Annotated in this window: 20 protein-coding genes; 4 read left to right on the top strand and 16 right to left on the bottom strand. The window is 56.4% G+C overall.

The window, feature by feature from the left end; translation table 11 throughout:
- Nucleotides 1-7 precede the first annotated feature (7 nt).
- Nucleotides 8-2,488 (bottom strand): ATP-dependent Clp protease ATP-binding subunit, encoded by a 2,481-nt coding sequence (locus VAE57_RS01295; RefSeq protein WP_322820111.1) that lies wholly within the window; start codon nt 2,486-2,488, stop codon nt 8-10.
- A 128-nt stretch (nt 2,489-2,616) separates the two neighbouring features.
- Between VAE57_RS01295 and VAE57_RS01290 the strand changes: the two genes are divergently transcribed.
- Nucleotides 2,617-4,548: a hypothetical protein gene (locus VAE57_RS01290; protein WP_322820110.1), complete on the top strand. Its 1,932-nt coding sequence runs from the start codon at nt 2,617-2,619 to the stop codon at nt 4,546-4,548.
- Between the two features lie 258 nt (nt 4,549-4,806).
- Here the strand turns inward: VAE57_RS01290 and VAE57_RS01285 are convergent, their stop codons facing one another.
- Nucleotides 4,807-5,196, bottom strand: a complete 390-nt coding sequence (locus tag VAE57_RS01285) for an isoamylase early set domain-containing protein (RefSeq protein ID WP_322820109.1) — start codon at nt 5,194-5,196, stop codon at nt 4,807-4,809.
- Between the two features lie 167 nt (nt 5,197-5,363).
- Between VAE57_RS01285 and VAE57_RS01280 the strand changes: the two genes are divergently transcribed.
- The 3 genes from VAE57_RS01280 to VAE57_RS01270 all read left to right on the top strand — a co-directional run bounded on the left by VAE57_RS01280 (nt 5,364) and on the right by VAE57_RS01270 (nt 8,677).
- The gene (locus VAE57_RS01280) at nt 5,364-5,558 is read left to right on the top strand and encodes a hypothetical protein (protein WP_322820108.1); all 195 of its coding nucleotides are present in this window, start codon (nt 5,364-5,366) and stop codon (nt 5,556-5,558) included.
- Between the two features lie 87 nt (nt 5,559-5,645).
- Nucleotides 5,646-7,403 carry a CocE/NonD family hydrolase gene (locus VAE57_RS01275; RefSeq protein WP_322820107.1) on the top strand — a complete coding sequence of 586 codons (1,758 nt, stop codon included), beginning with the start codon at nt 5,646-5,648 and terminating at the stop codon, nt 7,401-7,403.
- A 104-nt stretch (nt 7,404-7,507) separates the two neighbouring features.
- Nucleotides 7,508-8,677, top strand: coding sequence for an acyl-CoA dehydrogenase family protein (locus tag VAE57_RS01270; RefSeq protein ID WP_322820106.1), 1,170 nt, complete (start codon nt 7,508-7,510; stop codon nt 8,675-8,677).
- A 313-nt stretch (nt 8,678-8,990) separates the two neighbouring features.
- Here the strand turns inward: VAE57_RS01270 and VAE57_RS01265 are convergent, their stop codons facing one another.
- The 14 genes from VAE57_RS01265 to VAE57_RS01200 form a co-directional block, all read right to left on the bottom strand.
- Nucleotides 8,991-9,968: an ABC transporter permease gene (locus VAE57_RS01265; RefSeq protein ID WP_322820105.1), complete on the bottom strand. Its 978-nt coding sequence runs from the start codon at nt 9,966-9,968 to the stop codon at nt 8,991-8,993.
- Between the two features lie 11 nt (nt 9,969-9,979).
- Nucleotides 9,980-10,984, bottom strand: a complete 1,005-nt coding sequence (locus VAE57_RS01260) for an ABC transporter permease (protein ID WP_322820104.1) — start codon at nt 10,982-10,984, stop codon at nt 9,980-9,982.
- Between the two features lie 63 nt (nt 10,985-11,047).
- The gene (locus tag VAE57_RS01255; protein WP_322820103.1) at nt 11,048-12,832 is read right to left on the bottom strand and encodes an ABC transporter substrate-binding protein; all 1,785 of its coding nucleotides are present in this window, start codon (nt 12,830-12,832) and stop codon (nt 11,048-11,050) included.
- Between the two features lie 1,007 nt (nt 12,833-13,839).
- Entirely contained in the window at nt 13,840-14,757 is a 918-nt protein-coding gene (locus VAE57_RS01250) for a PH domain-containing protein (RefSeq protein WP_322820102.1), read from the bottom strand.
- A gap of 45 nt (nt 14,758-14,802) precedes the next feature.
- A complete protein-coding gene (locus VAE57_RS01245) occupies nt 14,803-16,356 on the bottom strand; it encodes a peptidylprolyl isomerase (RefSeq protein ID WP_322820101.1) in 1,554 nt (517 codons plus the stop codon).
- A gap of 3 nt (nt 16,357-16,359) precedes the next feature.
- A complete protein-coding gene (locus VAE57_RS01240) occupies nt 16,360-16,776 on the bottom strand; it encodes a single-stranded DNA-binding protein (protein ID WP_322815769.1) in 417 nt (138 codons plus the stop codon).
- Between the two features lie 52 nt (nt 16,777-16,828).
- On the bottom strand, nt 16,829-17,266 hold the full coding sequence (gene rpsF, locus VAE57_RS01235; RefSeq protein WP_322820100.1) for a 30S ribosomal protein S6: 438 nt from the start codon (nt 17,264-17,266) through the stop codon (nt 16,829-16,831).
- A gap of 117 nt (nt 17,267-17,383) precedes the next feature.
- Entirely contained in the window at nt 17,384-17,989 is a 606-nt protein-coding gene (locus tag VAE57_RS01230) for a nucleotidyltransferase family protein (RefSeq protein WP_322820099.1), read from the bottom strand.
- On the bottom strand, nt 17,986-19,344 hold the full coding sequence (gene selA / locus VAE57_RS01225; RefSeq protein WP_322820098.1) for an L-seryl-tRNA(Sec) selenium transferase: 1,359 nt from the start codon (nt 19,342-19,344) through the stop codon (nt 17,986-17,988). The genes VAE57_RS01230 and selA overlap by 4 nt, the downstream gene beginning before the upstream one ends.
- A gap of 3 nt (nt 19,345-19,347) precedes the next feature.
- Nucleotides 19,348-20,589 (bottom strand): putative sugar nucleotidyl transferase, encoded by a 1,242-nt coding sequence (locus tag VAE57_RS01220; protein WP_322820097.1) that lies wholly within the window; start codon nt 20,587-20,589, stop codon nt 19,348-19,350.
- A gap of 105 nt (nt 20,590-20,694) precedes the next feature.
- Nucleotides 20,695-20,868: a hypothetical protein gene (locus VAE57_RS01215; RefSeq protein ID WP_322820096.1), complete on the bottom strand. Its 174-nt coding sequence runs from the start codon at nt 20,866-20,868 to the stop codon at nt 20,695-20,697.
- A gap of 424 nt (nt 20,869-21,292) precedes the next feature.
- On the bottom strand, nt 21,293-21,745 hold the full coding sequence (locus VAE57_RS01210) for a hypothetical protein (RefSeq protein WP_322820095.1): 453 nt from the start codon (nt 21,743-21,745) through the stop codon (nt 21,293-21,295).
- A gap of 32 nt (nt 21,746-21,777) precedes the next feature.
- Nucleotides 21,778-22,455, bottom strand: a complete 678-nt coding sequence (locus VAE57_RS01205; protein ID WP_322820094.1) for a family 16 glycoside hydrolase — start codon at nt 22,453-22,455, stop codon at nt 21,778-21,780.
- 50 nt (nt 22,456-22,505) lie between these two features.
- A complete protein-coding gene (locus VAE57_RS01200) occupies nt 22,506-24,575 on the bottom strand; it encodes a molybdopterin oxidoreductase family protein (protein WP_322820093.1) in 2,070 nt (689 codons plus the stop codon).
- Between the last annotated feature and the right edge of the window lie 683 nt (nt 24,576-25,258).

Raw genomic sequence — 25,258 nt, 5'->3', positions numbered from 1 at the left:
TTACAGTTCAGGCATCAAGAGGTTCAGCCGGACGGTGTTCTTCCATTGTCAAGATACCACCGCGATGGAAGACCAGTTGACCATTCTCGACATCTACTTCTATCTGATCACCGGCCCGGAATATCCCGCGCAGCAGCTCCCGCGAGATCGGAGTTTCGAGGAGACGCTGGATGGTGCGGCGAAACGGGCGCACACCAAAGACCGGATTGTAGCCCTCTTGCACCAGGTATTCCCTGGCAGCCTGGGTCAAGGTGAGACCAATCTGCTGTTCGCGCAGCCGTTCCACCAGCTCGGCGATCTGCAGGTCAACGATCCTGGTCAGATCGTCCATAGAGAGCGGATGGAAGAGAATGATCTCATCGATCCGGTTCAAAAATTCGGGCCGGAAGGTCTGACGCAATGCTTCGTCGACCTTCTTACGTGCCTCACGCATATCAAGCGTTTTGGCGTTTTTGCCGCCGACATTGAAACCGATCCCGCCGCCTTGCAGATGTTCGGTGCCGGCGTTGCTGGTCATGATGATGATGGTATTGCGAAAATCGACCGTGCGTCCCTGACCGTCGGTCAAACGTCCATCGTCAAGCACCTGCAAGAGGGCATTGAACACATCGCGATGCGCCTTTTCGATCTCATCGAAGAGCACAACCTGGTACGGTCGGCGGCGAATGCTCTCGGTCAACTGTCCACCTTCATCATAGCCAACGTAGCCGGGTGGCGCACCGATCAGGCGACTGACGGTGTGGCGTTCTTGATACTCACTCATATCGACGCGGGTCATCGCCTCTTCGCTGTCAAACATAAACTCGGCGAGGGCCCGCGCCAGCTCGGTTTTGCCAACACCGGTTGGGCCGACAAAGAGGAACGAACCGATTGGGCGACGAGGATCGCGCAGACCAGAACGGGCACGGCGAATTGCATCGCTCAGAGCGACAATCGCCTCGTGCTGACCAATCACGCGCTCGTGCAATCGCTCTTCCATGTGGATGAGCTTCTCGCGTTCGGTTTCGAGCATACGACTGACCGGCACACCCGTCCAGCTTGAGACGATCTGGGCCACGTCTTCATCATCGACGACTTCATCGAGGTTGTTGTGCGCCAGCCACTCATTGCGCTCGGCTTCAAACTGGGCCTGGAGGGCAAGGTAGCGGGAACGGAGCAGGGCCGCCCGCTCGTAATCGCGTCGGGCACCGGCCTCTTCCTCTTCGGCCTGAAGTTGCTTCAGTTCTTCCTCTTTAGCCTTCAATTCAGGCGGCATCGAGAAGATGTCGATGCGCAACTTGGCACTGGCTTCGTCGATCAAATCTATCGCTTTGTCAGGCAGGAAACGATCATTAATATACCGACTTGAAAGCTGAACGGCTGCTCGTAAGGCTTCATCGCTGATAGTAAGCTGATGATGCTCCTCATAGCGCTTGCGCAGACCGCGCAGCATCTCGACCGTCGTCTCCGGGTCAGGTTCTTCGACGAATACCGGTGAGAAGCGCCGCTCGAGGGCTGCATCCTTTTCGACATGCTTGCGGTACTCATCGATAGTGGTTGCGCCGATCACCTGAATCTCGCCACGCGAAAGGGCCGGTTTCAGCATATTCGAGGCGTCGATACTACCGGTTGCGGCACCGGCCCCGACGACCGTATGCAATTCGTCGATGAAGAGAATAATCTGCCCCTTCGCATTGCGCACCTCGTCCATGACCGCTTTGAGGCGCTCTTCAAACTCACCGCGGAACTTAGAGCCAGCCACCATCCCGGCCAGATCGAGCGCCAGCAGCTTGCGGTCGCGTAAGGTCGGTGGTACATCACCACGCGCAATACGCTGAGCCAATCCCTCGACAATCGCCGTCTTGCCGACGCCGGTTTCACCGACCAGCACCGGATTATTCTTTGTTCGTCGCGACAGAATGCGAATGACCCGCGTAATTTCGGCTTCACGGCCAATCACCGGATCGAGTTTATCTTCACGGGCCAGCTCGGTTAAATCAACGCTATACTTGCTCAAAATTTCGTAGCGGCTCTCAGCCGACGGGTCATCGCTGCGCTGGCTACCACGAATCTCCATCAACACTTGATAAATCCGCTCCTGATCAATCTGATAGCTCTGCAAAATCCGCGCCGATGGGCCATCACGCTCGTTGGCCAGTCCGATCAGCAGATGATCAAGGCCAACATACTGGTCTCCCAGGCGGTTAGCCTCTTCCTCTGCCCGCTTGACTAATCGCTGCGTGCGTGGCGTAATATAGACCTGACTGCCCATACCGTATGGGCTGAGAATCTTAGGGAGCTTTTCCAGCTCGCGTTCGACACGTCGTTCCACCTCGTGGGGGTCTACGTTTAACCGCGCCAACGCACGAGCTGCCAGACCATCACGCTGCCGGAGCATAGCCAGGAAAAGATGCTCAACATCGAGCTGTGAATGTTGATGCTCCTGCATAATCTCTTGCGCAATATGGAAGGCATTTTGCGCTTTTTCGGTAAATCGCTCCAGTCTCATCGCAGTCCCTCTATTGTGTCCGCCGGAGGCGGGTTAGCAGATCACAACATTGATCTGCTCTGGTAGTATAGCACAGGAAGTGCTCGAAAACAGGGGTAAACTGTTGGATTTGTGTTAATGGAGATAGTATGAAGCTACGATTGTGGTCTTCATCAACCGACATCTGGTTGATGATCGGTGTGATGTGTATTGGGATAGTCTGCGCCGGTATATCCAGTCTGGTTCCACCGATGGGGATTCTCGATATTGGTACCACGTATGCCCAGCCCTACCTGGAAGGATTTCATGGTCTGGAGCGGAATCCTCAGTTCTCGTATTCTTTTACGAAAGAGCAGGCGACAGTCACATTTCCTGGCATTGGTTCTAGCTGGACAACACTCGTCCTGCGTGCAAACGGCTATCGACCAGAGGGTGTTCCACCAGCCGAACTATTTCTGGCAACCAGTGAAACTGCACCGATTCGGCTGCAACTGCGCAGCGATACTGCGCGCTACTATCTCCTCTTGCCGCCAGGGGATGATGATTTGCGCATACAATTGACCAGTACGACCTTCACGACACCGACCGATCCTCGACGGCTGGGAGTGGCAATTGACTGGCTTGCCGCTTATCAACTGGAATACGGCTGGCCGTTCTGTCAGGCATTGTACCTGGCGCTGATCGGTGGTTTGGGCTACTGGTTGTTACGTCGGGTAGCGGTCGAGCGCCAGCCTGCGGCGGTCATTATGCTTGCAGCACTCATCACGCTGAGCGGCCTGCTGGCATCGTTTCGCATCTGGTGGGCCATCTTTACCCCACTGCTGGTTGGGTTACTGGTGGGATTGCACCTTTGTTTAGGGCCACTCCGGGCTTTCACCCGCTTTGCCTTCGCCCGTGGTGGTGAAACGCTCCCCCAATGGCACGAGACGTGGCTCTGGCGGATTGTGTTGCTGGCGGCATTGATCAAAATTGGCGGCGTGATTTACCCGCAAACAATTGTGTATGATGAACGCTGGCATGTTCCGCGCACCCAACTGGTCCTCGATGGCCGGTTTCTGGAGCTGGTAGTACCGAGTCGGGTAACGCTGTTGGGTGATACCGTGGGCTTTGAGGGTGGGCATTTTCCATATTCGCCCCTCTGGTATCTGATTACAGCACCGTTTGGCCTGATCGGTATCGATCTGGGTCTGGCATCGAACGTTTTGAACACAGCCCTTGACGTATCCCGGAGTCTGCTCATCGCCTATATTGCCCTCCGACTATTTGGACGTCCGGAGCTGGCCGTAATAGCCGCCGGTTGTTATCATCTGCTGCTGATGCCCTATTTTCTGATCTCGTGGGGCAACTGGCCGACCCAACTGGGACTCTGGGGAACACTGGTCTTGATTGCGGTTGTGTTGGCTTACGATGATCGGCCAGCAGAGCGCCGGGCATTGTGGGGTGTTGCCGCTGCCGCAGCTCTGGCAATGCTGACCTACACCGTTGTAGGGATTATGGCCTTTACAATGATGGGCATCTATGCGCTGTTTGAACTGGTTCGCCGCGAAATCCTGGCGCGCCATCGGGGCAGACTAATCTTGCTAGGGCTGGCAATCGCTGAGGGAGTGGCATTTCTTATTTATCACATGTGGTATGTACCGGTGATTGTAGCCGAAACTGTGCCAGCCATCGGCGCAGCCCTCAGTCAGCGGGTGAGTCGTGCCGATGCGCCACCATTACCGACACCGATGATTGATGGTGCTTTTATGCTCAATCATCTGACCTGGCCGGGCATTCTGCTGATCCTCGGCGGTGCGGTGCTGGCCTGGTCGGCAGTGCGTCGTGCCAACGGCCTGCTCATCGGTTGGTGGGCAGTGCTCCTGCTCTACTCACTGGTGAGCTGGAATATTGCTGACATGATTTTGAAACAGGTCTTCTTTATGTTGCCGCTGGCTGCTCTCTGCATGGCGCTGGCCATCGATTGGCTCTGGCGCCAGCAGTGGATCGGGAAGACGGCGGTTGTTTTGTCGTTAGTCTATCTCTCACTACGACTTGCCGACCGCTGGTATGAATACATTATGGTGAAGCGTCATATTGGGTAATGGTACCGTTCGGTACAGTGGTGGGAGAAAAGAGAAAATAGGAGAGAGGAAATAGGATATATAGCAGGAGGGAGGAACAAGATACGTCATGTTCAGGCGAGACGTTGAGAGAGGGGCAGGAGTATGCTTCCAGCTCAATCATCTTGCCGGAATGGAGATGGAGATTCTTCGATTGGGCAGGTAGACAGTCAGTACCTGCCACGTCGCAGCGATAGGGGCACACGGCTGTGTACCCCTACTGATACATTCAATCTCCCCCTAACCGTTCGAGACGAGCCGCAGTCGCGGCGGGAAGGAGGTCACCGCCTGTGATGATCCTACTGTCCTCTCTACTCTGGGAACGGGATCGGCGAAGATGGTCGTATCGACCACCGAGTTATTACCGCCGTAGGGGTTGGTGACATAGCTGTCGGCATTCCAGTCGTTGTGCCATTCGTTGCCATTCACAAGGTAGCGATATTGGTAGGTCCGCCCGGCTTCCAGATCGAGCGTCACCATCCAGCCGTGTTCGGTTGCGCGAAGCGGGGTAGCTTGGGGTTTCCAGCCGTTAAAGTCGCCAACGAGATAGATCGTGTCGGCCCACAATGAGGCCGGGAGCGAGAAGGTTACTCGCACTTTTCCGGCGGGGCCGGGCTGTTTCGCAATCATGGCCAAACTCCTTTGTCAGGCCGTTGTTGTGACTACACTGTCAGTTGTTTTTCAAATTATAGCACGCCCCTCGCGGTTATGTCGATAGGTGTTGCGTCTTGGTTTTATCGCATCATCGGTACAATGTATCAAGAGCGGTATGAAATCTCTCGCAGGAGGCCCGACGCATGCAGCCTGGTACTGTCGTTCGTTGTCGGAATCGCGATTGGGTGCTGTTACCATCCGATCATCTCGACATCGTATTACTCCGTTCGCTGGCCGGGGCAAGCGATCAGGTGGCGGCAATGTATCATTGGCCGATCTGGTTGATGACGACAATTACCGGGCAAATGCGCCACCATCGCTTTCGATCACCCTGGTAGATTTCTCGTACCGTTGACAGCAACCGCCCTGCTGTGCTATCATCAATGACGCATTGTGTTATAAAGTAAGGTGTAGCGGAGTGGCACATGCGCTGGATCGGTTGGTCGCTGGCTGGAGCAGGAGTAACGGCAGCAACGGTCTTCGCTCTGCGTCGCCCTTTACTGGCGCGGCTCCTTGGTTTGCGCCCCGCTGAATATGCCGTTCGGGTGGTACGCGACATTCCTATTCGCATGCCCGACGGTGTCACTCTCTACGCTGACCACTATGCCCCACGTACAGGCGGCCCACACCCGACGATTCTCATCCGCACACCTTACGGTCGTCCCGGCGAACTTGGCCCGCTGGGTATCTTTGAGCATACCGGTTGTCTGCTCTTTGCTGAACGTGGCTACAACGTGATCGTGCAGGGGGTGCGCGGGCGCTACCGCTCCGAGGGCGAATTCGAGCCATTTGTGAATGAAGCTGCCGATGGGTGGGCAACGATGGCCTGGATTGCAGCCCAACCCTGGTTTGATGGCAATCTTGGCTTGTGGGGGCCGAGCTATGTCGGCTATGCGCAGTGGGGATTGGCGATTGATGGGCCACCGTATCTGAAAGCGATTGTACCGATCATGACCAGTGCCCGCTTCTCGCCACTCTTCTACCCTGGTGGTGCATTCACCTTCGAGTCAACACTGCGTTGGGTCTTTCTGATCGATGCCACGAACCGCCATCGTCATACCCTCAACCCATCCGCGCTGTGGCGATTATTTGTCGTCGGTGAGCGAATTCTAGATCGCGCTCTTCATCATCAGCCCTACGCCACAGCCGACACTATTGCGGCTGGTGCACCGGTATCCTTTTTTCAGCGCTGGCTCACCGATACCGATCCCCAGGGCGCCTACTGGTCGCGGGTTGATATGCATCGCCAGTTGCACCGGATTGACGCCGCCGTCCATTTGGTGGCCGGCTGGTACGATATTTTTCTCTCCGGCCAATTGGCCGATTACACGGCGCTAGTCGCGGCCGGCAAGCGTCCGTATCTGACGATTCTACCATTGGCGCATACCAGTCTTTCACAGCCGTTTGAAGGGATGCGTGAGGGGTTGTGGTGGTTTGACGCTCATCTGAAGGGCAAACGCGAGCTGTTGGCCCGCCGACCGGTACGGCTTAAACTCATGGGCAGTAACGAGTGGCACGAGATGGATTTCTGGCCGCCACCGGCAACTCTGCACCGCTACTTTCTCCAGTCAGGGCGTGGGCTTGATCGGCAACCACCACCCTCCGCTGCTCAACCGAGCAGGTTTTGCTACAATCCCGCCGATCCGCCGCCGTCGATTGGCGGTGCCATCCTGAGTCCGTTTGCCGGGCCACGTGATCAGCGTGCGCTTGAGGCGCGGAGTGATGTGTTGACCTTTACCAGTTCCCCTCTCACTGCCGATCTGGATGTGATCGGGCCGGTGCGCTTGATCCTCTATGTCAAGAGTGATCACCACTTTTTCGATGTCGTCGGTCGGTTGTGTGATGTCTACCCCGATGGGCGGAGTATCAACATTTGCGATGGTATCATTCGTGTGCGGCCAGGCATTGGCGAATGCCAGCCCGATGGCTCACGCCGTATCGAGATCGATCTCTCGGCAACCGCCCAGCGCTTTCGGCGCGGGCATCGCCTGCGTTTACAGGTGACCGGTGGTGGCAGTCCTCGGTGGGGGCCGCATCCCGGTGATCATAGCCCTTATGGACAGAGAAACGGTGGTTCACCGCTGGAACAGTCTATCTATCACGATGCTGCGCATCCGTCGGTGTTGATTTTGCCGGTCGTGGATGGCATAGTATCGCGTGATCAAACCGCATCCGCCATGTGAAACAGACTGGCCGGTTGGTGGCATCTTCTCTGATCCGTCTTGGGATAGATGGCAGTCAGGTTCGGTTAATGGCAGGCATTGTATGAACGAAGGGAGCTACGACAATGGAGTACGAGCACAGTGAAGAGATCAAGATGTTACGGCAGGCAGTTCGTGAGTTCGTTGACAAAGAGATCCGCCCGATTGCACGTGCCATCGATGAGGAGGAGCGCGTGCCCTTTGAGACGATGAAGAAGGCGGCTGAGCTGGGATTTCTTGGCATTCCTTTTCCCGAACGGTACGGCGGGCTTGAGCTGGGCATTACCGGCTACTGCGTGTTGATGGAAGAATTGAACCGGGTCTGTGCCAGCCATGCCACCATCATCGGTGCTCATTCGCAATTGGCGGCAATGAGTATCTATCTTGGCGGTAACGAGCAGCAAAAAGAGACCTACCTCCGCGCTCTAATCGAAGGCCGGAAGTGGGGGGCGTGGGCGCTCACCGAACCTAATGCCGGCTCTGATGCGGCTCACATTCAGACGACCGCCGAACGACGTGGCGAGGAGTGGGTGCTCAACGGTCAGAAGATGTGGATCACCAACGGCAGCTTTGCCGATGTCATTGTGGTCTTCGCCGCAACCGATAAGAACCTCGGTGCGCGTGGTGGTATCACTGCTTTCATCGTTGAGAAGACCATGCCCGGTTTCCGGGTCGGGAAGGTAGAAGAGAAGATGGGCTTGCGCGCCTCACACACGGCCAGCCTCTACTTCGAGGATTGCCGGGTTCCGGCGGAGAATGTGCTTGGTCAGGTCGGTATGGGCTTTCCGCTCGCGATGCGCACGCTCGACATCGGGCGCTGTGGGTTGGGTGCGAGCAGTATCGGTTCGGCGAAGGAAGCCTTTGAACTGAGCCGCCGGTACATGGTTGAGCGCCATCAGTTTGGCCGCCCGATTGCCGAATTTCAGGCGTTGCAATTCAAGCTGGCCGACATGGCGGTGAAACTCTACACCATGGAGCAGATCGTCTATGACTGCGCCCGTCGGGTTGACGCCGGTCAGCAGGCGACGCTCGAAAGCAGTATCGTCAAGCTCTACTGCACCGAGATGGCCAGCCAGATCATCGATGAGGCAATTCAAATCCACGGTGGTATGGGCTTCTCGCGTGAACTACCTCTGGAGCGGATGTACCGCGATGCCCGCGTAACCCGTATCTTTGAGGGTACCAATGAGATTCAGCGTCACGTGATTGCCAGCGAGCTGCTCAAGCAGGTTGGTTACAAGATACGGTTGTATTGAGGAGTCTGGGGGCGGGAACCAGCGATGCCGGGTGGTTCCCGCTGCCCCCGTACCTGATCGTGAGCATGGGTGGTGCGGCAGCCACGCTGCCGCACTCCATACCATACCATGCACGACGGGCAATCCTCTCGGGCAACGCTATCCTCTCCGAAACGTGAGGCTATTACGTGTGAAGCGGAAACGCTGGTAATGCACTTCCGCGCTCAGGTGGGTGGTAGGGAGATCGTCAGATCACGTATTATGAACGCTATTACATCAGATCCGATACAACCATTCCTCAACTGTTTTGGCATCCACCCCCGGCGAGGGAATCTTACCGTTCACGCGGGTCGAGCGCATCACGCAATCCATCACCGAGGAAGGTGAACGACAGCATCAGACCGGCAATCAAAATCACCGGAAAGCTGAGCAACCACGGCCCGGATGATAGATTGTTGTAGCCTTCGGTCAGCATCACCCCCAGACTGGTAGGGAACGGATTATCGGGATCAAGCGAGGGGCGCATCCCGACACCGAGAATAGTCAGTACAGCTTCGGCGCTGATCAACGCCGGAATGCTGAACGACGTGGACACGATGATCGGAGCCAGGGTGTTGGGTAAAATATGCCGCCAGAGAATAGCCAGCGTAGGCACGCCGATGGTACGAGCCGCCTCTACAAACTCCTTCTCCTTCAACGACAACACCTGACCGCGTACCAGCCGGGCAATGCCGGTCCAACTGACCAGCGACACCGCAATGAAAATCAGCAACAGGCCATTAAAGGTACGGCCCAGCCACGTTTCGCGAAATGCGGTTGATAACGCGATGATGAACAGCAAATCCGGGAAGGCGGCTACAATCTCGGTAAACCGCATTAACAGATTATCGAGCCAACCGCCGGCAAAGCCCGATATTAAGCCGATGGTGACACCAATCAGCAGGATGGCAAATTGCGGCACAATCCCGACAATCAGCGAGACCCGGATCGCATACATTAAGCGCGATAGCACATCGCGGCCCAGGGTATCAGTGCCTAGCAGATGCTCCGGCACCCCCATTCGGGCCGGATTATCGGTTACCCAGGCCGGTGGGCGTAAACTGTTGTTCGGGATTTGCTGAACAGGGTTGTAGGGTGCCAGCCACGGTGCAGCAAGTGCAACGATGATGTACAGCACAATAACCAGCAACCCTAGCATTGCGGCCCGATTACGGCGCAGCCGGCGTAGTGCATCTGACCACAGGCTCCGCGGTTTCGTGTTTAAGTTCTGGAGATCGATAGGATTTGTCAGTGGTCTGGCCGATGAAGTCACACTGTTCCTCACTACTTGTAGGTAATACGTGGATCAAGAATACCGTAAGCAATATCGACCAGTAAATTGGCAATGCCCAGGAAAAAGACGTAGATGAGCGATCCGGCCATGATCATCGAATAGTCGCGCTTACCGATGGCATCAACGAAGGTGCGCCCCATACCGGGAACCTGAAAGATAGTTTCAACAAACAGGGTGCCGGTAATCAAACCGGCCAGCGCCGGTCCCAGAATCGTTACCACCGGCAGTAACGAATTTTTCAGCATATGGCGCCAGATAATCACGTGGCCGGCCAGTCCTTTTGCCTGCGCAGTGCGAATGTAGTCCTGACGTTTCACTTCCAGCACACTGGCCCGTGTCAGGCGGGCAATGAATGCCATGCTGGTCGAACCGAGAGCTACTGTTGGCAAAATCCACGGCTTGATCGGATCGTTCCAGTCTGGAATAACCGTGAACCAGTTGAGGATGACGGCAAAGATAATAACCAGAATCAGACTGGTAATCAGTGTTCCCAACGCAACAAAGATGGTTGATGAGAGTGAAAGCAGATAATCAAGCCAGGTATTCTGTCGTAGTGCCGCCAGGATGCCAAGCGGAATACCAAACACAACAGCAAAGGCCAGTGCCTGCAATCCCAGGCGTGCCGAATAATAGAACTTACTCGGTCGGGATGGTGTGCCTTCAAACAATTCCTGCTGTACCGTCCGCGCCCCGCGTGAAGCGTAGGTTGGGCCGAGATTTCCGGCAATGGCACCCCATTGAATCTTCCATTCACCGGTGCGGGTATCGGGCACAATATCAAAAAACATATAACGGGTAAACTGCCGCCAGAACGGTAAATCCATCCCAAAGCGTTCACGCAAAATTGCTTCAACCCGCGGCGAGAGTTGTCGCCGTTCGGGCTGGGTATCGAATGGCCCGCCCGGCGTTAGCTTGGCAATGCCAAAGGTGATAAACCCAACAATGATGAGAACAGGAATATTCCACAGAATGCGCCGAATGATGTAGCCTGTCATAGGCATGCTCTAGTGGCGCGAGATGGACTGCTCGCGCCACCGATAGGGCTTCAGGAACGCCGACTATGGTTGGACATCAACGTTGGGCAGGTTGAAGAAGCCGAGCCAGTAATCGAGAGGGGTGATGGTATCAGGTGTCACCCCCTTCACGTATGGCTTCACCAGTACCGGTCCGCCGTTGTTGAGCATGAAGACCACAGGTGCATCTTCGACCAGAATCCTCTGCGCCTGAGCGTACAGTTCGGCCCGCCGGACCGGATCTTGCTCGATATCAGCCTGGCGTACCAGCTCATCAAGTTGAGGATTCGAGTAGTTCACCCGTGCGCTGAGCAGACCGTTGGTCTGGAACAACGAGATCCAGTTCTGCGGATCGGGGTAGTCGGCACACCAGCCAAGCGAGAACATCTGCGGCGGGTTGTCCTTGGTGGCCGCAGCAAAGGCTGTCGGATCAATCGGATCAAGGATTACATCGATCCCCAGATTCTGCTTGAACTGGTTGGCTACCCACTCGAAGCGCGCATTGTTACGCGCCGTGCCTGAATAGGTGAGCCGGATTTCAGGCAGCCCCTCCCCATTCGGATAGCCGGCTTCGGCGAGCGTCTGTTTCGCCTTCTCCGGGTTAAACTCCCACAGTCTCAGATCAGGCTGGTACCCAGGGAAGCCAGGCGGGATGAAGCTGTAGGTTGGCGAACCAAGACCCTGGAAGACATCGCGTACATACGCTTCACGGTCGAGTGCCTGCGCAAATGCCTGCCGCACCAGTTTGTTGTCAAACGGTGGCTTCGCCAGGTTGAACCCGAAGTAGACGGTACAAGAACCTGGTACGTCAATTATTTCCTTGCTCAAAACGGGGTCAGATTGAACGGTCGCCAGGTCTTCGGCACCCACGCCGAGGATGTCAAGCTCGCCGTTCTGATAAGCCTGGAACGCTACCTGACCGTCGGTGATCATATAGTACTCAACCCGCTTGAGCTTGACCGGACCGAGTGGGCCGACGTAATTGGGATTAGGCTCCCACACTGCCTTGCTGTCGTGCTCCCACTCCTTGAGCACAAATGGGCCGTTACCGATGTAGTTTTCCGGGTAGTACCACCAGTCGTCACCCTTCGCAACATCCTCCTCACGCACCGGTGCACCAATCCAGAGGGCTGCCATGCTGAGGAAGTAGGGAGCGGGGGCGACCAGCTCGATCTGAAGCGTGTAGTCATCGATGGCCTTGACGCCAAATTCGTCACGCAGCTTCTCGAGATCGAGCTGCATGACCTCTTCCATCGACAGTCCCTGGCACGCAGCGGCACTGTACTCGCTGTAGCCTTTGATGATGCCACACGGCAGCGACTGGTACTTACCGGCAGTCTCAGGATCGGCCAGGCGTTTCCAGGCGTATTCAAAGTTACGCGCCGTCAGCGGCGTCCCATCACTGTACTTACCGTCGCGCCGTAAGGTGAAGGTGTAAACGGTACCGTCTTCCGAAACCTCAACCTTTTCGGCAGCCCCAGGGATGGGATTCATATCGAGATCGAAGGTCATGAGAGCCTGATAGGCCATCATGATGAACTGAATCTCGTTGACGAAGCTGGATTTTTGCGGATCGATGTTCTCCGGCTCAAAACCGGTCACCAGGCGCAGAACGCCGGGTTGCGCAGTGCCGGCGACTGGCGCGGCGGTCGGTTGTTCAGCGGGGGCGGTTGTTGGCTGTGGAGCCGCCGCAGTTGTTGGTTGCTCAGCGGGGGCAGTTGTCGGTTGAGTTGCCGGCGCAGAACCACCGCCACAGGCTGCGAGGATGGGTAAGAGTAACCCAAACAGGAGAGCCAGTGCGAGCGAGCGACGCCAGTAAAGCAAATTCATCGCAACACTCCTTGAAAGGTATCTGTCAGGCGAACAAAACACTCGAAGCGAGGAACACCGGCGAAGTCGCACTACGCTGCACAGGAACGGTTTTTGGACAAGTAGGGTGTGAGTCAGAGAATGGTAGACATACCTCCTTTCTTAACTCAGGTCAAGCGTATCCGTATCAATTGCGTAGTGCGTCCTTGCACATGTGGAAAAATTCCCCGTTCGATGATTGTGATCGTAACACGTTCTACCGAAACCTGTCAAGACAATCATTTGCTACGGCAACATGTTATTGAGATAACCCACGTTGCTACCTTTATCTCCACAGAGGCACGGAGGACACAGAGGATGGGCATAACCCCAGTTGCTACCGTAAGGCGTGATGTAGTACGTCGATGGGAACTGGCTGCTACCCACATGGTTCATACAGTTCAGTTACGTGGCACGGTGTTGTGCCTGGTGTCGTGCTGTTCATCATAGTAGTCAGCCTCACGTGGCCTGCTCACAGCGTAAGTGACACTTGGGTTATTGAGATACTACTGACAGCAAATCTGGTGTCATAAACACTGTCACCCTGATGCCGAACCTGAGCGTTGTACTTCCGTGCGCAAGTGCAGGTATCACCCTGGAAGCTGGGAGCGCGAGCCTCTGGCTCGTCCATCACCTGAAACCGCACTACTGCCCCCCTTCCAACGGTGTATCGTATACCTACACCATCATGCGACAGCGGATGCCATCCTGCGTTGGTATATCTCGCCTCCAGCAGGTACGGATTGTGCCGAGGCGTGTCGCAGATCACTGCCGCGAGAAACTAATGCGTGACAGGTTAGCTACCCATTTTCCCGACGCCGCATCTGAGTACGGATGCGTTATGCCAGCGCTCCCATACGATAACGACGACCCAGCGCTCGCCGGTGGCACGCCTGATGGTCTCTCAGCACGGGGATAATGTCAGCACGATGTACAGCGTTGCGGAAGAGGTGGTATAAGGTTTCTTCTTTTGCAGCAATACTACCGCATCAAGATCCCAACACAGCCGTCGCAGCGATTGCAAAGAAGATTTGAACGCCCAACGAAAACCCTTGCCAGAGCCGGGCTGCCAGCGGACTACGGCGATACACGATCAATCCGCCAACCAGATTCAGCAGCGTGATGATCAGGGCTGCAACAGGCAGAAAGAAGATACGCACCCGTGGTACAAGTTCGGCTGCCGCACCAATCTGATCGCCCCGCCACTCAATCTGCGCCGGTAGGGTTGGATAGATAAAAGCCAGCACACCGAAGATTAGCAGATTCAGGACAAGTGTGCTGAGAAGAATCTGGCGAATCACCGGGTCGGCCCAAAAGTCGTAGACCAGAAAGCGAGCAACCTGAACACCGGGCGCCAGGGTCTGAATAGCACCCAGGCGACGCCGTTGCTCCAGCTCCTGGACAAAGGTCTCCTGGTCAGCAGGCGAGATCGCGTAGGCTTCCTGACCGGCGTAGATGATCAGTGCTTCGGCCAGTGGACGGGTAGTGAAACGGTGGATGATTGTTCCATCCAGCGCTTTCACTCGTCCATGGTAATAGCCAACGCTGGCAAACGAAGTACGCCAATCGCCAATCGCTAGAGCACCCTGTTCGATCCGATCAATCATATTGAGCGGGATGATTGCGCGACTGCCTATCCAGGAGATGTACAGACCATTGCGATCAAGGCTATAGCGGAGTGTGAGCGCAGCACCAAATCGATACAGTAGCACGATGGCGAGGATGATCAGCCCAAGTGCCAGCACGGCTTCACCAAAGAGCCAGCTATCGATGGGCCATTGTTCTGGTGATCCGGTTAGTCTGGCGGCGAGGCGCACTATCAACCAACCGGCGCCGATGAGACTCAGCGCGGCGAGCGCGAGGCTGATCCAGACTCTTGAGGATGGAATTGGCGGCCAGCGTTGCATAAGTCTTTTGCGTGCCGGAGCGCCTGGCTCCGGCACGTGCGAGCGTTACGGTGTGGTAGGAGCAGTCGACGTTGGTGTTGGCGTTACTTCCGCCGTTGGTTCTGCGGTGATCTCCACCGTCGGTGCCAGCGTTGGTGTTGGGAATGGCGTTGGTGGGCCGGGCAGATACGTAGGTACCGGTGTGGGTACCGGTTCGGTTGGCGCCAGTGTCGGTGTTGGAGTTGGTTCGGGGAAGCGACGGACATCAGCGGCTGCCCGCTGTTCGGCGATCCAGCGATCAAACGCCTCGGTGCGGGCCTGGTTTAGTTGTTCTTCCTGAGAAGGAATCGTTTGATCGGTGACTTCCAGGATGTGCCAGCCAAACTGTGTCCGGATCGGATCACTGACCTGATTGACCGGTAGGCTAAAAGCAGCCGCTACCAGCTCCGGCGGATAGGTTGCGCCATTATCGGCGAAGCCATTCCGGTCGAATGAACCAATATCACCGCCATTCTCACGCGATCCAATATCATCAGAACGCTCGGCGGCCAGCGTGGCAAAATCGGCACCACTCCGAAGTTGCGTAACAATCTCTTGTGCCGCAGGTAGAGCCGCTGCGAATGCTGCTTCAATCTGCTCTGGCGTCGCCTCAGCCGGAGGGGTGACGGCAACGAGGATCTGGCGTGCACTAATCCGTTCCGGCTCTGTCTTGTAGGTGAAGCCATCTTCGGGCACCAGCCGGGCCTGAATCTGCTCATTAAGCAGCCGCTCCCGGTACTGATCGATCAACGCCTGCCGGAACTCGTCTTTGCTTAACTCTGGCTGACGTTCAGTGACGATCAGTTCGAGTTCGTAGCGGCGAAACACCTCATCGATGATCTGATCAAACTGCACCCGCGCCTCAGCCGGTAGCGGTGTCGGTTCTGGCGTGAAGGTAGGTACCGGTGTCGGCGACGGCTCTGGAGTTGGGGTCGGACCACCAGGGGTTGGCGATGGAGTTGCGGTTGGTTCTGGTGTCGCCGTGGCCGCCGGATCGACCGTCGGTTCTGGAGTGACATTGGGATCGGGTATCGGTGTCGGTTCGGGTAGTGGCGGAATGAAGATGAAGCCAAGATCGGCAACGATATTCTGGATAACCTCATCATCATTAATAGTCATACCGAATTCACCGGCTGCTCGCTGCTTGATCTGGCGATCAATCCATTCCGACACCACCTGCTGATCAACTTCAGCCCGGCGCAACGCACGGATCTGCTGATCGATCGCGATACTGCGGCCCTGGAACTGCTGAGTAATCTGGGGATTGTTACCAAAGAGATCGAGCAACTGAAAATTCTGGATAATCTGCCGGGCGTATGCAATGCGCTGTTCACGCCAGTAATCACTACGGGTTAACGTAACTGCGCCAACCTGAGCGACCGGTCGGCTGGGAATCCAGAGCTGCTCGTAGATCAATCCGCTGGCAACGGCAAGCAGGGCGATGACCAGCGCACTCGCTGTTACGATAATAATCAGGCGCTGACGGCGCTCTTCTTCCATGCGGCGACGTGATGGACGGCGTGGCGCAGGGGTTGGCGCCGATGACGGTGCGCTCCGTGGCGGTTTGGGTGTTTGTGACATAGGCTAAAACGGAATATCATCATCGCCAATATCGGGCGGTGGTTCACGGCGAGGGCCGCGCGACGGTTCATCAGACCGGGATGGACGCTGATCGAGCAAAATCATATCCTGCACAATAACTTCAACCCGTGAACGTGTCTGACCACTCTGCGCATCCTCCCAGGTTCGCGTTTGCAGGCGTCCCTCGATATACACCCGTGCGCCCCGACTCAGATATTGGTGGCAAATTTCAGCCAATCGATTCCAGGCAACAACATTAAACCATTCGGTCTCATCGTGCAGATCGCCATTCTGGTCACGCCACTGGCGACTGGCAGCAACACGAAACGTGGCGACCGGTGCGCCGGATGCGGTGTAACGTAGTTCGGGATCGACGCCAAGACGACCAATTATCAACACTTTATTCAGATCACGCGCCATGGCGTCTTCCCTCCACAGTTGTATCCATCGCTACCAGCACACCGGTAAACGCCTACGCCTCACTCGGTGCTTCCTCTGTTTCCGATTCTGCCGGTTCGACAGGTGTCACCTGAACCGATTTCTCTTCGACCAGCACCAGCAGGTGGCGGAGAAGGTTGTCATTCAACCTGATAGCCCGGTCGAGTTCGGCAACCTTTGCGGCACTCAATTCGAGGGTGAAGAAGACGTAATAGCCTTCCGTGAACTTACGACGGCTGGCTTCACCGGTCACGTATTCCCGAATGGGATACGCCAGCTTGCGGCGTCCCCACGGTGACGACTGGCTCACCGTGTTAATTTTCCCACCGAGTTGCTCAACAGTCTGCCTGATCCGGTCAATATTCGCCGTAATGCCTTCTTCGTTGGCAAACAATGGATTGATGATCACCACCAGTTCGTACTCTCGACGACGTTCGCGCACAAAATCCTCCTCTGGCGATGTTTCGCTCATTGCATCACCGGCAGCGCGCTCCGGCGAGATGGCGAAACAGAAAGACTATTGGGGAGCTACCCGATTCACGCTCCCCGTGACATCACGCGATTATAGCATACCTTGACTGATATGGTGTTAGGGTGTCTGTTCACCCTCTCGCTGCATCAGCGCTTCCCAGGCAGTTGGGGTATCGACATCGGTAACCACCGCCGGATCGGTAACTTCCAGCTCAATCACCCGATCCGCATAGCGGCGAAAGATGGCACGGGCACCGGTGTCGCCGTGCAGGGTGTAGAGTTCGGGGAAGAGTGAAGCGGCAATGATGACCGGATTGCCACGTTGACCCTGGTACAGCGGCACGAGCGCTGCGGCACCGGGGGTTGTCTGATAGGCACCGAGGAGCTGGTCGATCAACCGGGTGGTGACCAGGGGTTGATCAACCAGCAATACCATCGCAGCAGCGGCATCACCGGGTAAGGCACGCAGACCGGCTACGAGCGAGGTGCTTAAGCCTGCGCTGTAGGCTGGATTTGTGATGATGGTGAGGGGGAGATCGTGTAAGGCGGTACGCACGGCTGCCTCGGCAGCGCCTACCACTACAATCAGGCCGGTCAGTTGACTGGCGAGAGCTTCGCTGGTGATGTGCGTCACTAACGGACGACCACGCCAGGATAAGAGCTGTTTGGGTTGCCCCATGCGAGAAGATTGGCCAGCGGCCAGCAGGAGACCGTATATCTTCATTGCCAGACCTCATGCACGACATTGATCAGAGTGGTGTCTTCGTGGGGGAAAACGCTACGGAGATCGCACAGCACCTGATCATCGACGATGCGGGTTATCACCGGTGGATTGGCCATGCGCAGACGGTGCGCCAGCGCAGTAGCCCCACAGCCAACGGGAAGCAGTGCGACACCGGCACTGGGTTGCGTTGCACCGGGGAGTGAGCCGCCACCAATCGCACTGACACAATCCACCATCTGGGCCGGAATACCGGCAGCGCGCAGTTCACCGGTAATACGCTCCGCTCGCGCCTGTAATGCGGTCAACGGGGTACTGATCAGTTGCCAGACCGGAATCTCGCGCAGGGCAGTGCCGCGCAGATAACTATGCAGAGTCGCGGTTAAGCCGGCAATCGTACACTTATCGACCCGTAAGGCGCGGGCAAGTGGGTGACGCCGCAATTGCGCGATCAACGCACGTCGTCCGACGATGATACCGGCTTGCGGCCCTCCGAGCAGCTTATCGCCAGAAAATGTCACCAGATCGGCACCGGCAGCAACACTCTCCTGCACGGTTGGTTCAGGCGGCAGGCCGAACTGACGGGTATCAATCAGGGTGCCGCTCCCCAGATCATCGAGCAGGGGAATGCCGTGGGTATGGGCAACCGCAGTTAACTCGGCAAGAGGTGGTTCGTGGACAAACCCGATCAGACGAAAGTTGCTAGTGTGGATGCGCAAGATCAGGGCAGTGCGCTCGGTGATGGCTGCGGTATAGTCACGGGCATAGGTGCGGTTGGTCGTGCCAACTTCGATCAGGAGCGCGCCACTTGCCCGTAAGACATCGGGAATGCGGAAGCCGCCACCGATCTCTACCGCCTGCCCACGCGAGACAATCACCTCGCGTCCGGCAGCCAGGGCGATGAGCACCAGATAGACGGCAGCAGCGTTGTTGTTCACGACCAGGGCTGCCTCAGCGCCGGTAAGCTGAACCAGGAGCGATTCGAGATGAACGTGACGTGAACCACGTTCGCCCTGAGCCAGATCGTATTCGAGATTGCTATAACCGCTGCCGACTTCCTGCATCGCCGCGCAAGCCGCAGCGCTCAGCGGTGCCCGACCGAGGTTGGTTTGAATGATGACCCCGGTGGCGTTGATCAACGGACGCAGGCTGGGTGTCACATCTGCGCGCAGGCGCGCCTGGACAGCTGCTACCAGCGTAGACAGATCGGGTGGCGGGTGACCGGCACTGATAGATGTTCGTGCCTCGTGCAAAACAGCACGGGCAGCCTCGCGCACCAGGTCGTGCGGCACATCGGTCCCGTCGCTTCGGACGGCGCGGATGAGTCTATCAACACTGGGTAAGGCGCGGAACGTCATTGTTTATCCCAGACCATCACGACTTGGTTGCGTTATCTCAAAAGCCTTGCGCAGAACCTGTTCGTAACTGGGCGTCAGCTCGCGTTTCCGCCGTGCCATCACGATACGGGCCACACTTATCATAGTATCAATGCGGTACTCGCGAAAGACCTCGCCACCCCAGGTGAAATGGGGAACGTTTTTTGGCGCACTATGCATACCGAAGACATTCGATCCAGTACCAATCATTGTTCCACCGGTCAGATGGAGACCGATCCCCAGCTTCACGTGATCGGCCAGAAAGCAACCCAGTTTCAGAATACCGGTATCGATCTGACCGATACCTTCGAGAAGCACGCGCACCGAACCATAGTTGTTTTTCAAGTCGGAATTGGTCGTCATTGCCCCGATGTTCACCCATTCCCCCAGCCAGCTATGACCGAGAAAGCCATCGTGATGTTTGTTAGAGTAGCCGTGAATGATCGACGCCTCCACCTCACCACCAACCCGGCACACCGGCCCGATACAGGTTTCAGCCCGGATACGAGCGCTGGCAATCAGGGTGCCCGGGCCAATGTAAGCCGGCCCCTGAATGTAACTGAATGGCTCGATCTGCGCTGCCTCGACGAAGACCGGTCCATCGCGACTATCAAACACAATTGGCCCGGCCAGTTGCGCCGCCGGATCAACATAGACTCGCTTGCCGTGGGTAATGACGTGATGCTCATCGGTTGTCAACAGCGGTAACCGGCGGGCTAGCAATGGCTCATCACGGATGAGCTGTTCGCCGGCCTGAGTGATGAGATCCCAGGGATAATTCACCAGTGGCGCGGTGAGTTGCAGTTCGCGAATCCGGGTAAAGCGCAGCAATTCGTCGCGTGCAGCTTCAGCCTGCTGTTCACGGAGATAGTAGATGATTGCACTGGCCAGGGCCGGCGACACGCGAGCACCGAGGAGCGTTTCACCAGCAATATAGGCGGTGTTGATCGGCTCACAGACAAGTGCCGGCAACCACTCCAGATTGAGGGCACGGCCATTCACAAAGATGACCGGATCACTACGGGCCAGCAATTCGGCCAGTCCACCGGCAGGGCCAAAGTGGGACATCAGATGGGCACGACAGAGACCGTAAGCCGGCTGATCAAGAATGGCGGTAACTCGTTCGCGGGTTGAAAATGCCCCACAGCGAAGTTCAAAGACCGGACGGGCTTGAACCAGCGTAGCAAAGTGTCGCCAGAGTTCATCTTCAAACAGGATGACGGTCATAAAGTTTTGAGACCATGGCTATACGGGTGGTGATACTGTTCACTCAAAGCATAGCACAGAATGCGTTGTTGGCAAGGAATTGATAGAACGAAGCTAGAAGTTATCTCATTCATTGATCGTAACAAGCACACACAGCATCCCCGTGACCGGTAGGGTCAACGGTGTGCCACGTGCCGGATCGTGAGCACGGCTGGGGTGACAGCCACGCTGTTGCACGCCAAACGCCGCGACACGCGCCTGAAGATTGGGAAAGGCACCCAATCCAGCGCGTAATGGCACGACCGGAGCTGCTGCGCTTTATCAACGGGTCGGGAGCAGGGTAGGCTATCGTTGGTGATTGGCAAACGTTTATGTATGCGTCTGCGCGACACTGGTAGCATGACCTCACAGCTTTATGAGATAGGTTCGAGATGGAACATCATGCACGCTTGATGGGAGTATGGAAGCCATGCTACTGCCCGCCAAACCACATGTTACGGACACTGCCAGATTTGATATCAGGAATGATGGTGTGTTATCAATCTGTAATCCACCGCTATGCAAAAGTTATCCACAATTTTCGTTCACTTATCCACATTACGACAGGGTATCGTGGATAGATTGGGGATAACGGCGTCCAACGAAACGACAATCGCGATCAGCAGGGCGTTCGCTCTATGAGGTTGATAGCTAATCAGTGCCGATGAGCGATTGCACCACCTGTCTACCTCTGCACCGGTTCGGCAGTTGGCTGAACCGTAATCACACCCACATCAACCGTTCCCTGATTGGGCACATCGACCGCAACTTCCCAGGCAGCACCGGCAAAAGCAACGTACAGTATTTGCCGTCCTGAAGGCACACCACGCACGATGAAACTGCCATCCGCAGCAACCGGAATTTCGGTTAAATCTATCCCGGTGAAGACCACTGCTCCCTCGGCGGGGGCTGCGACTCGCCCCACAATATCACCACGGCCACCGGGAATGGCGATCAGGTTGCTTCGCCAGAGTGCAATGCCCGCTATGATAACCAGTACACCGCTCAAGAAGACAATCGCGATCCGCACCACTCGTCGTCCCTGACCTGGTGGAATAACTGGTGGCTGCCATTGCACATAGTAATCGGGATCGAATTGCCCCTGTGGCGGTTGTGATGATCGCTGTTCGTTGGTCATAATATGCCACCTTTGAGAACATTGCCACATCCTCACGGCCTGCGCACACTCACATCATCGAAGCAGGCACTCGATGCATCCCAACTGCGGAAGCCGATACCGCCTTGCGCAAAACTGCTATCACGCGCCTGAACAACCGGTTGACCATCAATAGAGGCAACAAACGTATTCCCGCGTACCTCCAGGTGCACTGTGCGATTTGAGCCATACCAATCGTAGCCGGCAGGTGCATCTACACGGGCAATCGGCACTGCCAGTTCATTGCCATTGATCCACTTGCGAATGATGAATGCCCCGCGCCCGTAGCCTGGATCGTACTGGAACGAGTAGCCATTGAATTTTGGGCCGCCTGAGTCGCGGAAGAAGAGACCATAGCCATTCCCTCTGGTCAGACGGGCCAGGCTGACATCGATCACGTAGTCACTGCGATCAAATGAGCGATAGATCCGCCCTGGCCCATCGATACAAAGGCGTCCCTCACGAATTTGCCAGCGTCCGTTCTGAATAGTCCAGTTATCGAGATTGGAAAAATCGTCGCGAAACAGATCGCCACAGGTACTCCCGAACGCACTTGCTGCCCGACAGAGCGCATCGCGGGTGCCTTCACCGGTGAGCATTAAGCCGGAAATTGCTACTGCTGCCACCAGTGCCAACAGGATGGTGATTTCAGTCATCGACTGACCGGTTTTTCCCCAATCGAGTCGCTTCACGACACCCACTCCTTTCAGGGTTGTGCTGTGAAGGAAATGTCACGATATGGTCAGATGCGCGATGGCCAGACCTGTACCCGATTACTGTGAAATGTGCTCTGACCACCGAGATCGGCCAATGCATCAGGTGTTGTCCAGTTCACATTCCGCCCGTCGGGCGAGAGCGAAGGCCAGTGGCCCTTGACCGCAGAGACGACACCGGGCGGTACATTGGTACTCACCACTGCACGCAGATAGCACTGACCACGCTGATTGCTGACAACAACAACATCACCATCACGAATGTTGCGGGCGGTAGCATCGAGCGGATTGATCTCGATTGTGGCTTCCCCCTCTTTTGCTCGCAAACCGGGCTGGTTGGCCATACTTGACGAGACAAAATGGTGGGCAGCGGCTGAGATGAGGGTTAGCCATCCCTCTTCCAGTGGATGCGCGACATACTCAGCCGGTGGTTCATAACGAGGAAGCGGATCAAGTCCCTGAGCCGCCATGGTTGCACTCCACAATTCAACTTTGCCCGATGGGGTTGGGAAGTAACCATCAGCAAACGGCACTTCATTCTCTGGTGACAGTGTGAGCCGGACTGTTCCCTCTTGTTGCAGACGTTCAAAGGTGATGCCGGCCAGAAACGGATTGCGTGCCCGCGAGGCATCGAGGACACCACGGATCGCCTCTTCCGCACTCTCGCGCAGCCATGGTTCGCTATAGCCCATCGCCTGTGCCAGCAAACGGGTAACATCCCAATTGCTCTTCGCTTCACCTAAGGGGGCAATTGCCGGCTGGTTAAGCGTGAGATAGCGATGACCATAGGCACGGTGCAGATCGAGGTGCTCGAGTTGACTGGTTGCCGGCAAGACAATATCGGCGTAGCGGGCCGTGTCGGTCATAAAGAGTTCGTGGACGACCGTGAAGAGATCTTCACGCCGTAAACCCTGTTCGATCAGGCCGGCATTGGGTGATGACGCCAGAGGATTTGCGCAGTAGACAAAGAGGGACATGATCGGCGGGTCGGTTACTTCGCCGGTGAGCGCCGCGCCAAGACGGTTCATATTAACAGTCCGCGGTACAGGTGGGCATTCAGAGGCATGACCAACGGCTTCCGCGTCCCACGTGGCATAACCGCCAGTGGAATAGGCCAGGCCACCGCCGCGAACACCGTATTGCCCCACGACCGCCGGCAGGCAAAGGAGTGCCCGGAAGGTTTGCCCCCCATTCTGATGGCGTTGAATACCGTCGGCTGTCTTAATGATAGCCGGTTTGGTGGTTGCATAGCGGCGTGCCAGTTCAATGATGCTCGATACCGGCAGACCGGTAATGGTTGCGACCCGTTCGGGATCATACTCCGCAGCTCGTGCGCGTAGTTCACGCCAGCCAATGGTATGCGCTTCTAACCATGCCTCATCGTGCAGGTTTTCAGCGAAGATGATATTCATCATACCCAGGGCCAGCGCCCCATCGGTTGCCGGCCTGATCGCCAGATGGATATCTGCAGAACGAGCGGTAGCCGTCCGTCGCGGATCGATCACCACCACACAGGCACCAGCACGCTGCGCCTGACGGATAAACGGCATCGCGTGGGGGCCGGCGCTGGCCGGGTTATGTCCCCAGAGGATAATAAGCCGGCTGTGCCGCAGATCGTCGTAGTCGGGACTGCGGCGGGCACCGAGTGTAGCGTAGACAGCAGCGTGGGCAGCAGCGCAGCAGATCGTTCGATCCAGGCCACTGGCACCCATGCGGTTCCACAAGCGGGCGTCAACAATCGCTGTTTGCAGCAAGCCCAGCGTACCACTGTACGAATAGGGCAGGATGGCGGCGGCGCCATGTTCGGCAATAATTGCCTGCCAGCGCTCTGCGATGGTAGTGATCGCTTCGCCCCAGCTTATCCGTTCCCAGCGTCCGCTGCCTTTTGGCCCTAACCGACGGAGTGGATAGAGCAATCGGTCTGGGCTGTACACTCGTTCGAGGTACGGACGGACTTTAGCACACAGCCAGCCCTGGGTAATTGGATGCTCAGGATCGGCATAAAACGCGACTGCCCGTCCATCACGTACTTCGGTTATGGTGGCACAGGTGTCGGGGCAATCATGCGGGCAGCAACCACGAATACGTTGTGTTGTCATAGTAGTCTCTCCGCTTGAGTTTATTGGACTTATTGTAGCACTCTCGATATATCGTGACTAGAATTCTACTTCAAAGCCGCCTAAAAAGCGTGTGCCATGCTCTTTATTCGTGAAATACAATAGGCATTGCATGTCGTCTCATAAGGGTCAGTTTGGGAGGAAACTCTTACTATTTAACCCAAGTTGCCACCTTTGTCACCCCATAAGCACGGAGGACACAGAGGATGGGTATACCCTGATGCTACCTTGAGGCGTGACGTAGCGCGTCGATAGGAACTGGATGCTACCTGCATCGTTCATGCGGGTACGCTGCACTGCATTATGCGCAACCTTGTGCTGTTCATCCTGGCAGTCAGCCTCCATGGCATGCTCACAGAATAGGTGGCAACCTGGGTTACCGTTTAGTGTTTGTGTACAGAGGTACAACGTTCCGGTATGATACCGGTGGTGTGGGAGTGCTGGTGCACGGCAAGGGTGATGGGTGAGCAGCGTGTCACGCTTTGGCCCCGCCCAGCGGCGCTTTGTGACATGTCCCCACGTCAGTCCGCCTGCCCGCTGGAGGCAGATACTACGATACTACAGAACAACCTGATGTGAGAGTATGAGGTAGGGGGACGGCATGCCGCGCCCCTACCTCATCAATATTTCCTGTTTTCGGCTTCCCCGTCAGTCGCTCGACAGCG

The organism is Chloroflexus sp., from assembly GCF_034434295.1.
GTDB lineage: Bacteria > Chloroflexota > Chloroflexia > Chloroflexales > Chloroflexaceae > Chloroflexus.
Note: the sequence above shows the minus strand (reverse complement) of the source record. Positions and strands in the feature narration are given on the sequence as shown.

Excerpts from the sequence above, each read along its gene's own strand:
- VAE57_RS01220 (WP_322820097.1), bottom strand. The coding sequence starts at position 20,589 with ATGACCGTCATCCTGTTTGAAGATGAACTCTGGCGACACTTTGCTACG.
- VAE57_RS01285 (WP_322820109.1), bottom strand. The coding sequence starts at position 5,196 with ATGATTGCGAAACAGCCCGGCCCCGCCGGAAAAGTGCGAGTAACCTTC.
- VAE57_RS01260 (WP_322820104.1), bottom strand. The coding sequence starts at position 10,984 with ATGACAGGCTACATCATTCGGCGCATTCTGTGGAATATTCCTGTTCTC.
- VAE57_RS01245 (WP_322820101.1), bottom strand. The coding sequence starts at position 16,356 with ATGTCACAAACACCCAAACCGCCACGGAGCGCACCGTCATCGGCGCCA.
- VAE57_RS01240 (WP_322815769.1), bottom strand. The coding sequence starts at position 16,776 with ATGGCGCGTGATCTGAATAAAGTGTTGATAATTGGTCGTCTTGGCGTC.
- VAE57_RS01255 (WP_322820103.1), bottom strand. The coding sequence starts at position 12,832 with ATGAATTTGCTTTACTGGCGTCGCTCGCTCGCACTGGCTCTCCTGTTT.
- VAE57_RS01270 (WP_322820106.1), top strand. The coding sequence starts at position 7,508 with ATGGAGTACGAGCACAGTGAAGAGATCAAGATGTTACGGCAGGCAGTT.
- VAE57_RS01280 (WP_322820108.1), top strand. The coding sequence starts at position 5,364 with ATGCAGCCTGGTACTGTCGTTCGTTGTCGGAATCGCGATTGGGTGCTG.
- VAE57_RS01230 (WP_322820099.1), bottom strand. The coding sequence starts at position 17,989 with ATGAAGATATACGGTCTCCTGCTGGCCGCTGGCCAATCTTCTCGCATG.
- VAE57_RS01295 (WP_322820111.1), bottom strand. The coding sequence starts at position 2,488 with ATGAGACTGGAGCGATTTACCGAAAAAGCGCAAAATGCCTTCCATATT.
- rpsF (WP_322820100.1), bottom strand. The coding sequence starts at position 17,266 with ATGAGCGAAACATCGCCAGAGGAGGATTTTGTGCGCGAACGTCGTCGA.
- VAE57_RS01275 (WP_322820107.1), top strand. The coding sequence starts at position 5,646 with ATGCGCTGGATCGGTTGGTCGCTGGCTGGAGCAGGAGTAACGGCAGCA.
- selA (WP_322820098.1), bottom strand. The coding sequence starts at position 19,344 with ATGACGTTCCGCGCCTTACCCAGTGTTGATAGACTCATCCGCGCCGTC.
- VAE57_RS01290 (WP_322820110.1), top strand. The coding sequence starts at position 2,617 with ATGAAGCTACGATTGTGGTCTTCATCAACCGACATCTGGTTGATGATC.
- VAE57_RS01250 (WP_322820102.1), bottom strand. The coding sequence starts at position 14,757 with ATGCAACGCTGGCCGCCAATTCCATCCTCAAGAGTCTGGATCAGCCTC.
- VAE57_RS01210 (WP_322820095.1), bottom strand. The coding sequence starts at position 21,745 with ATGACCAACGAACAGCGATCATCACAACCGCCACAGGGGCAATTCGAT.
- VAE57_RS01200 (WP_322820093.1), bottom strand. The coding sequence starts at position 24,575 with ATGACAACACAACGTATTCGTGGTTGCTGCCCGCATGATTGCCCCGAC.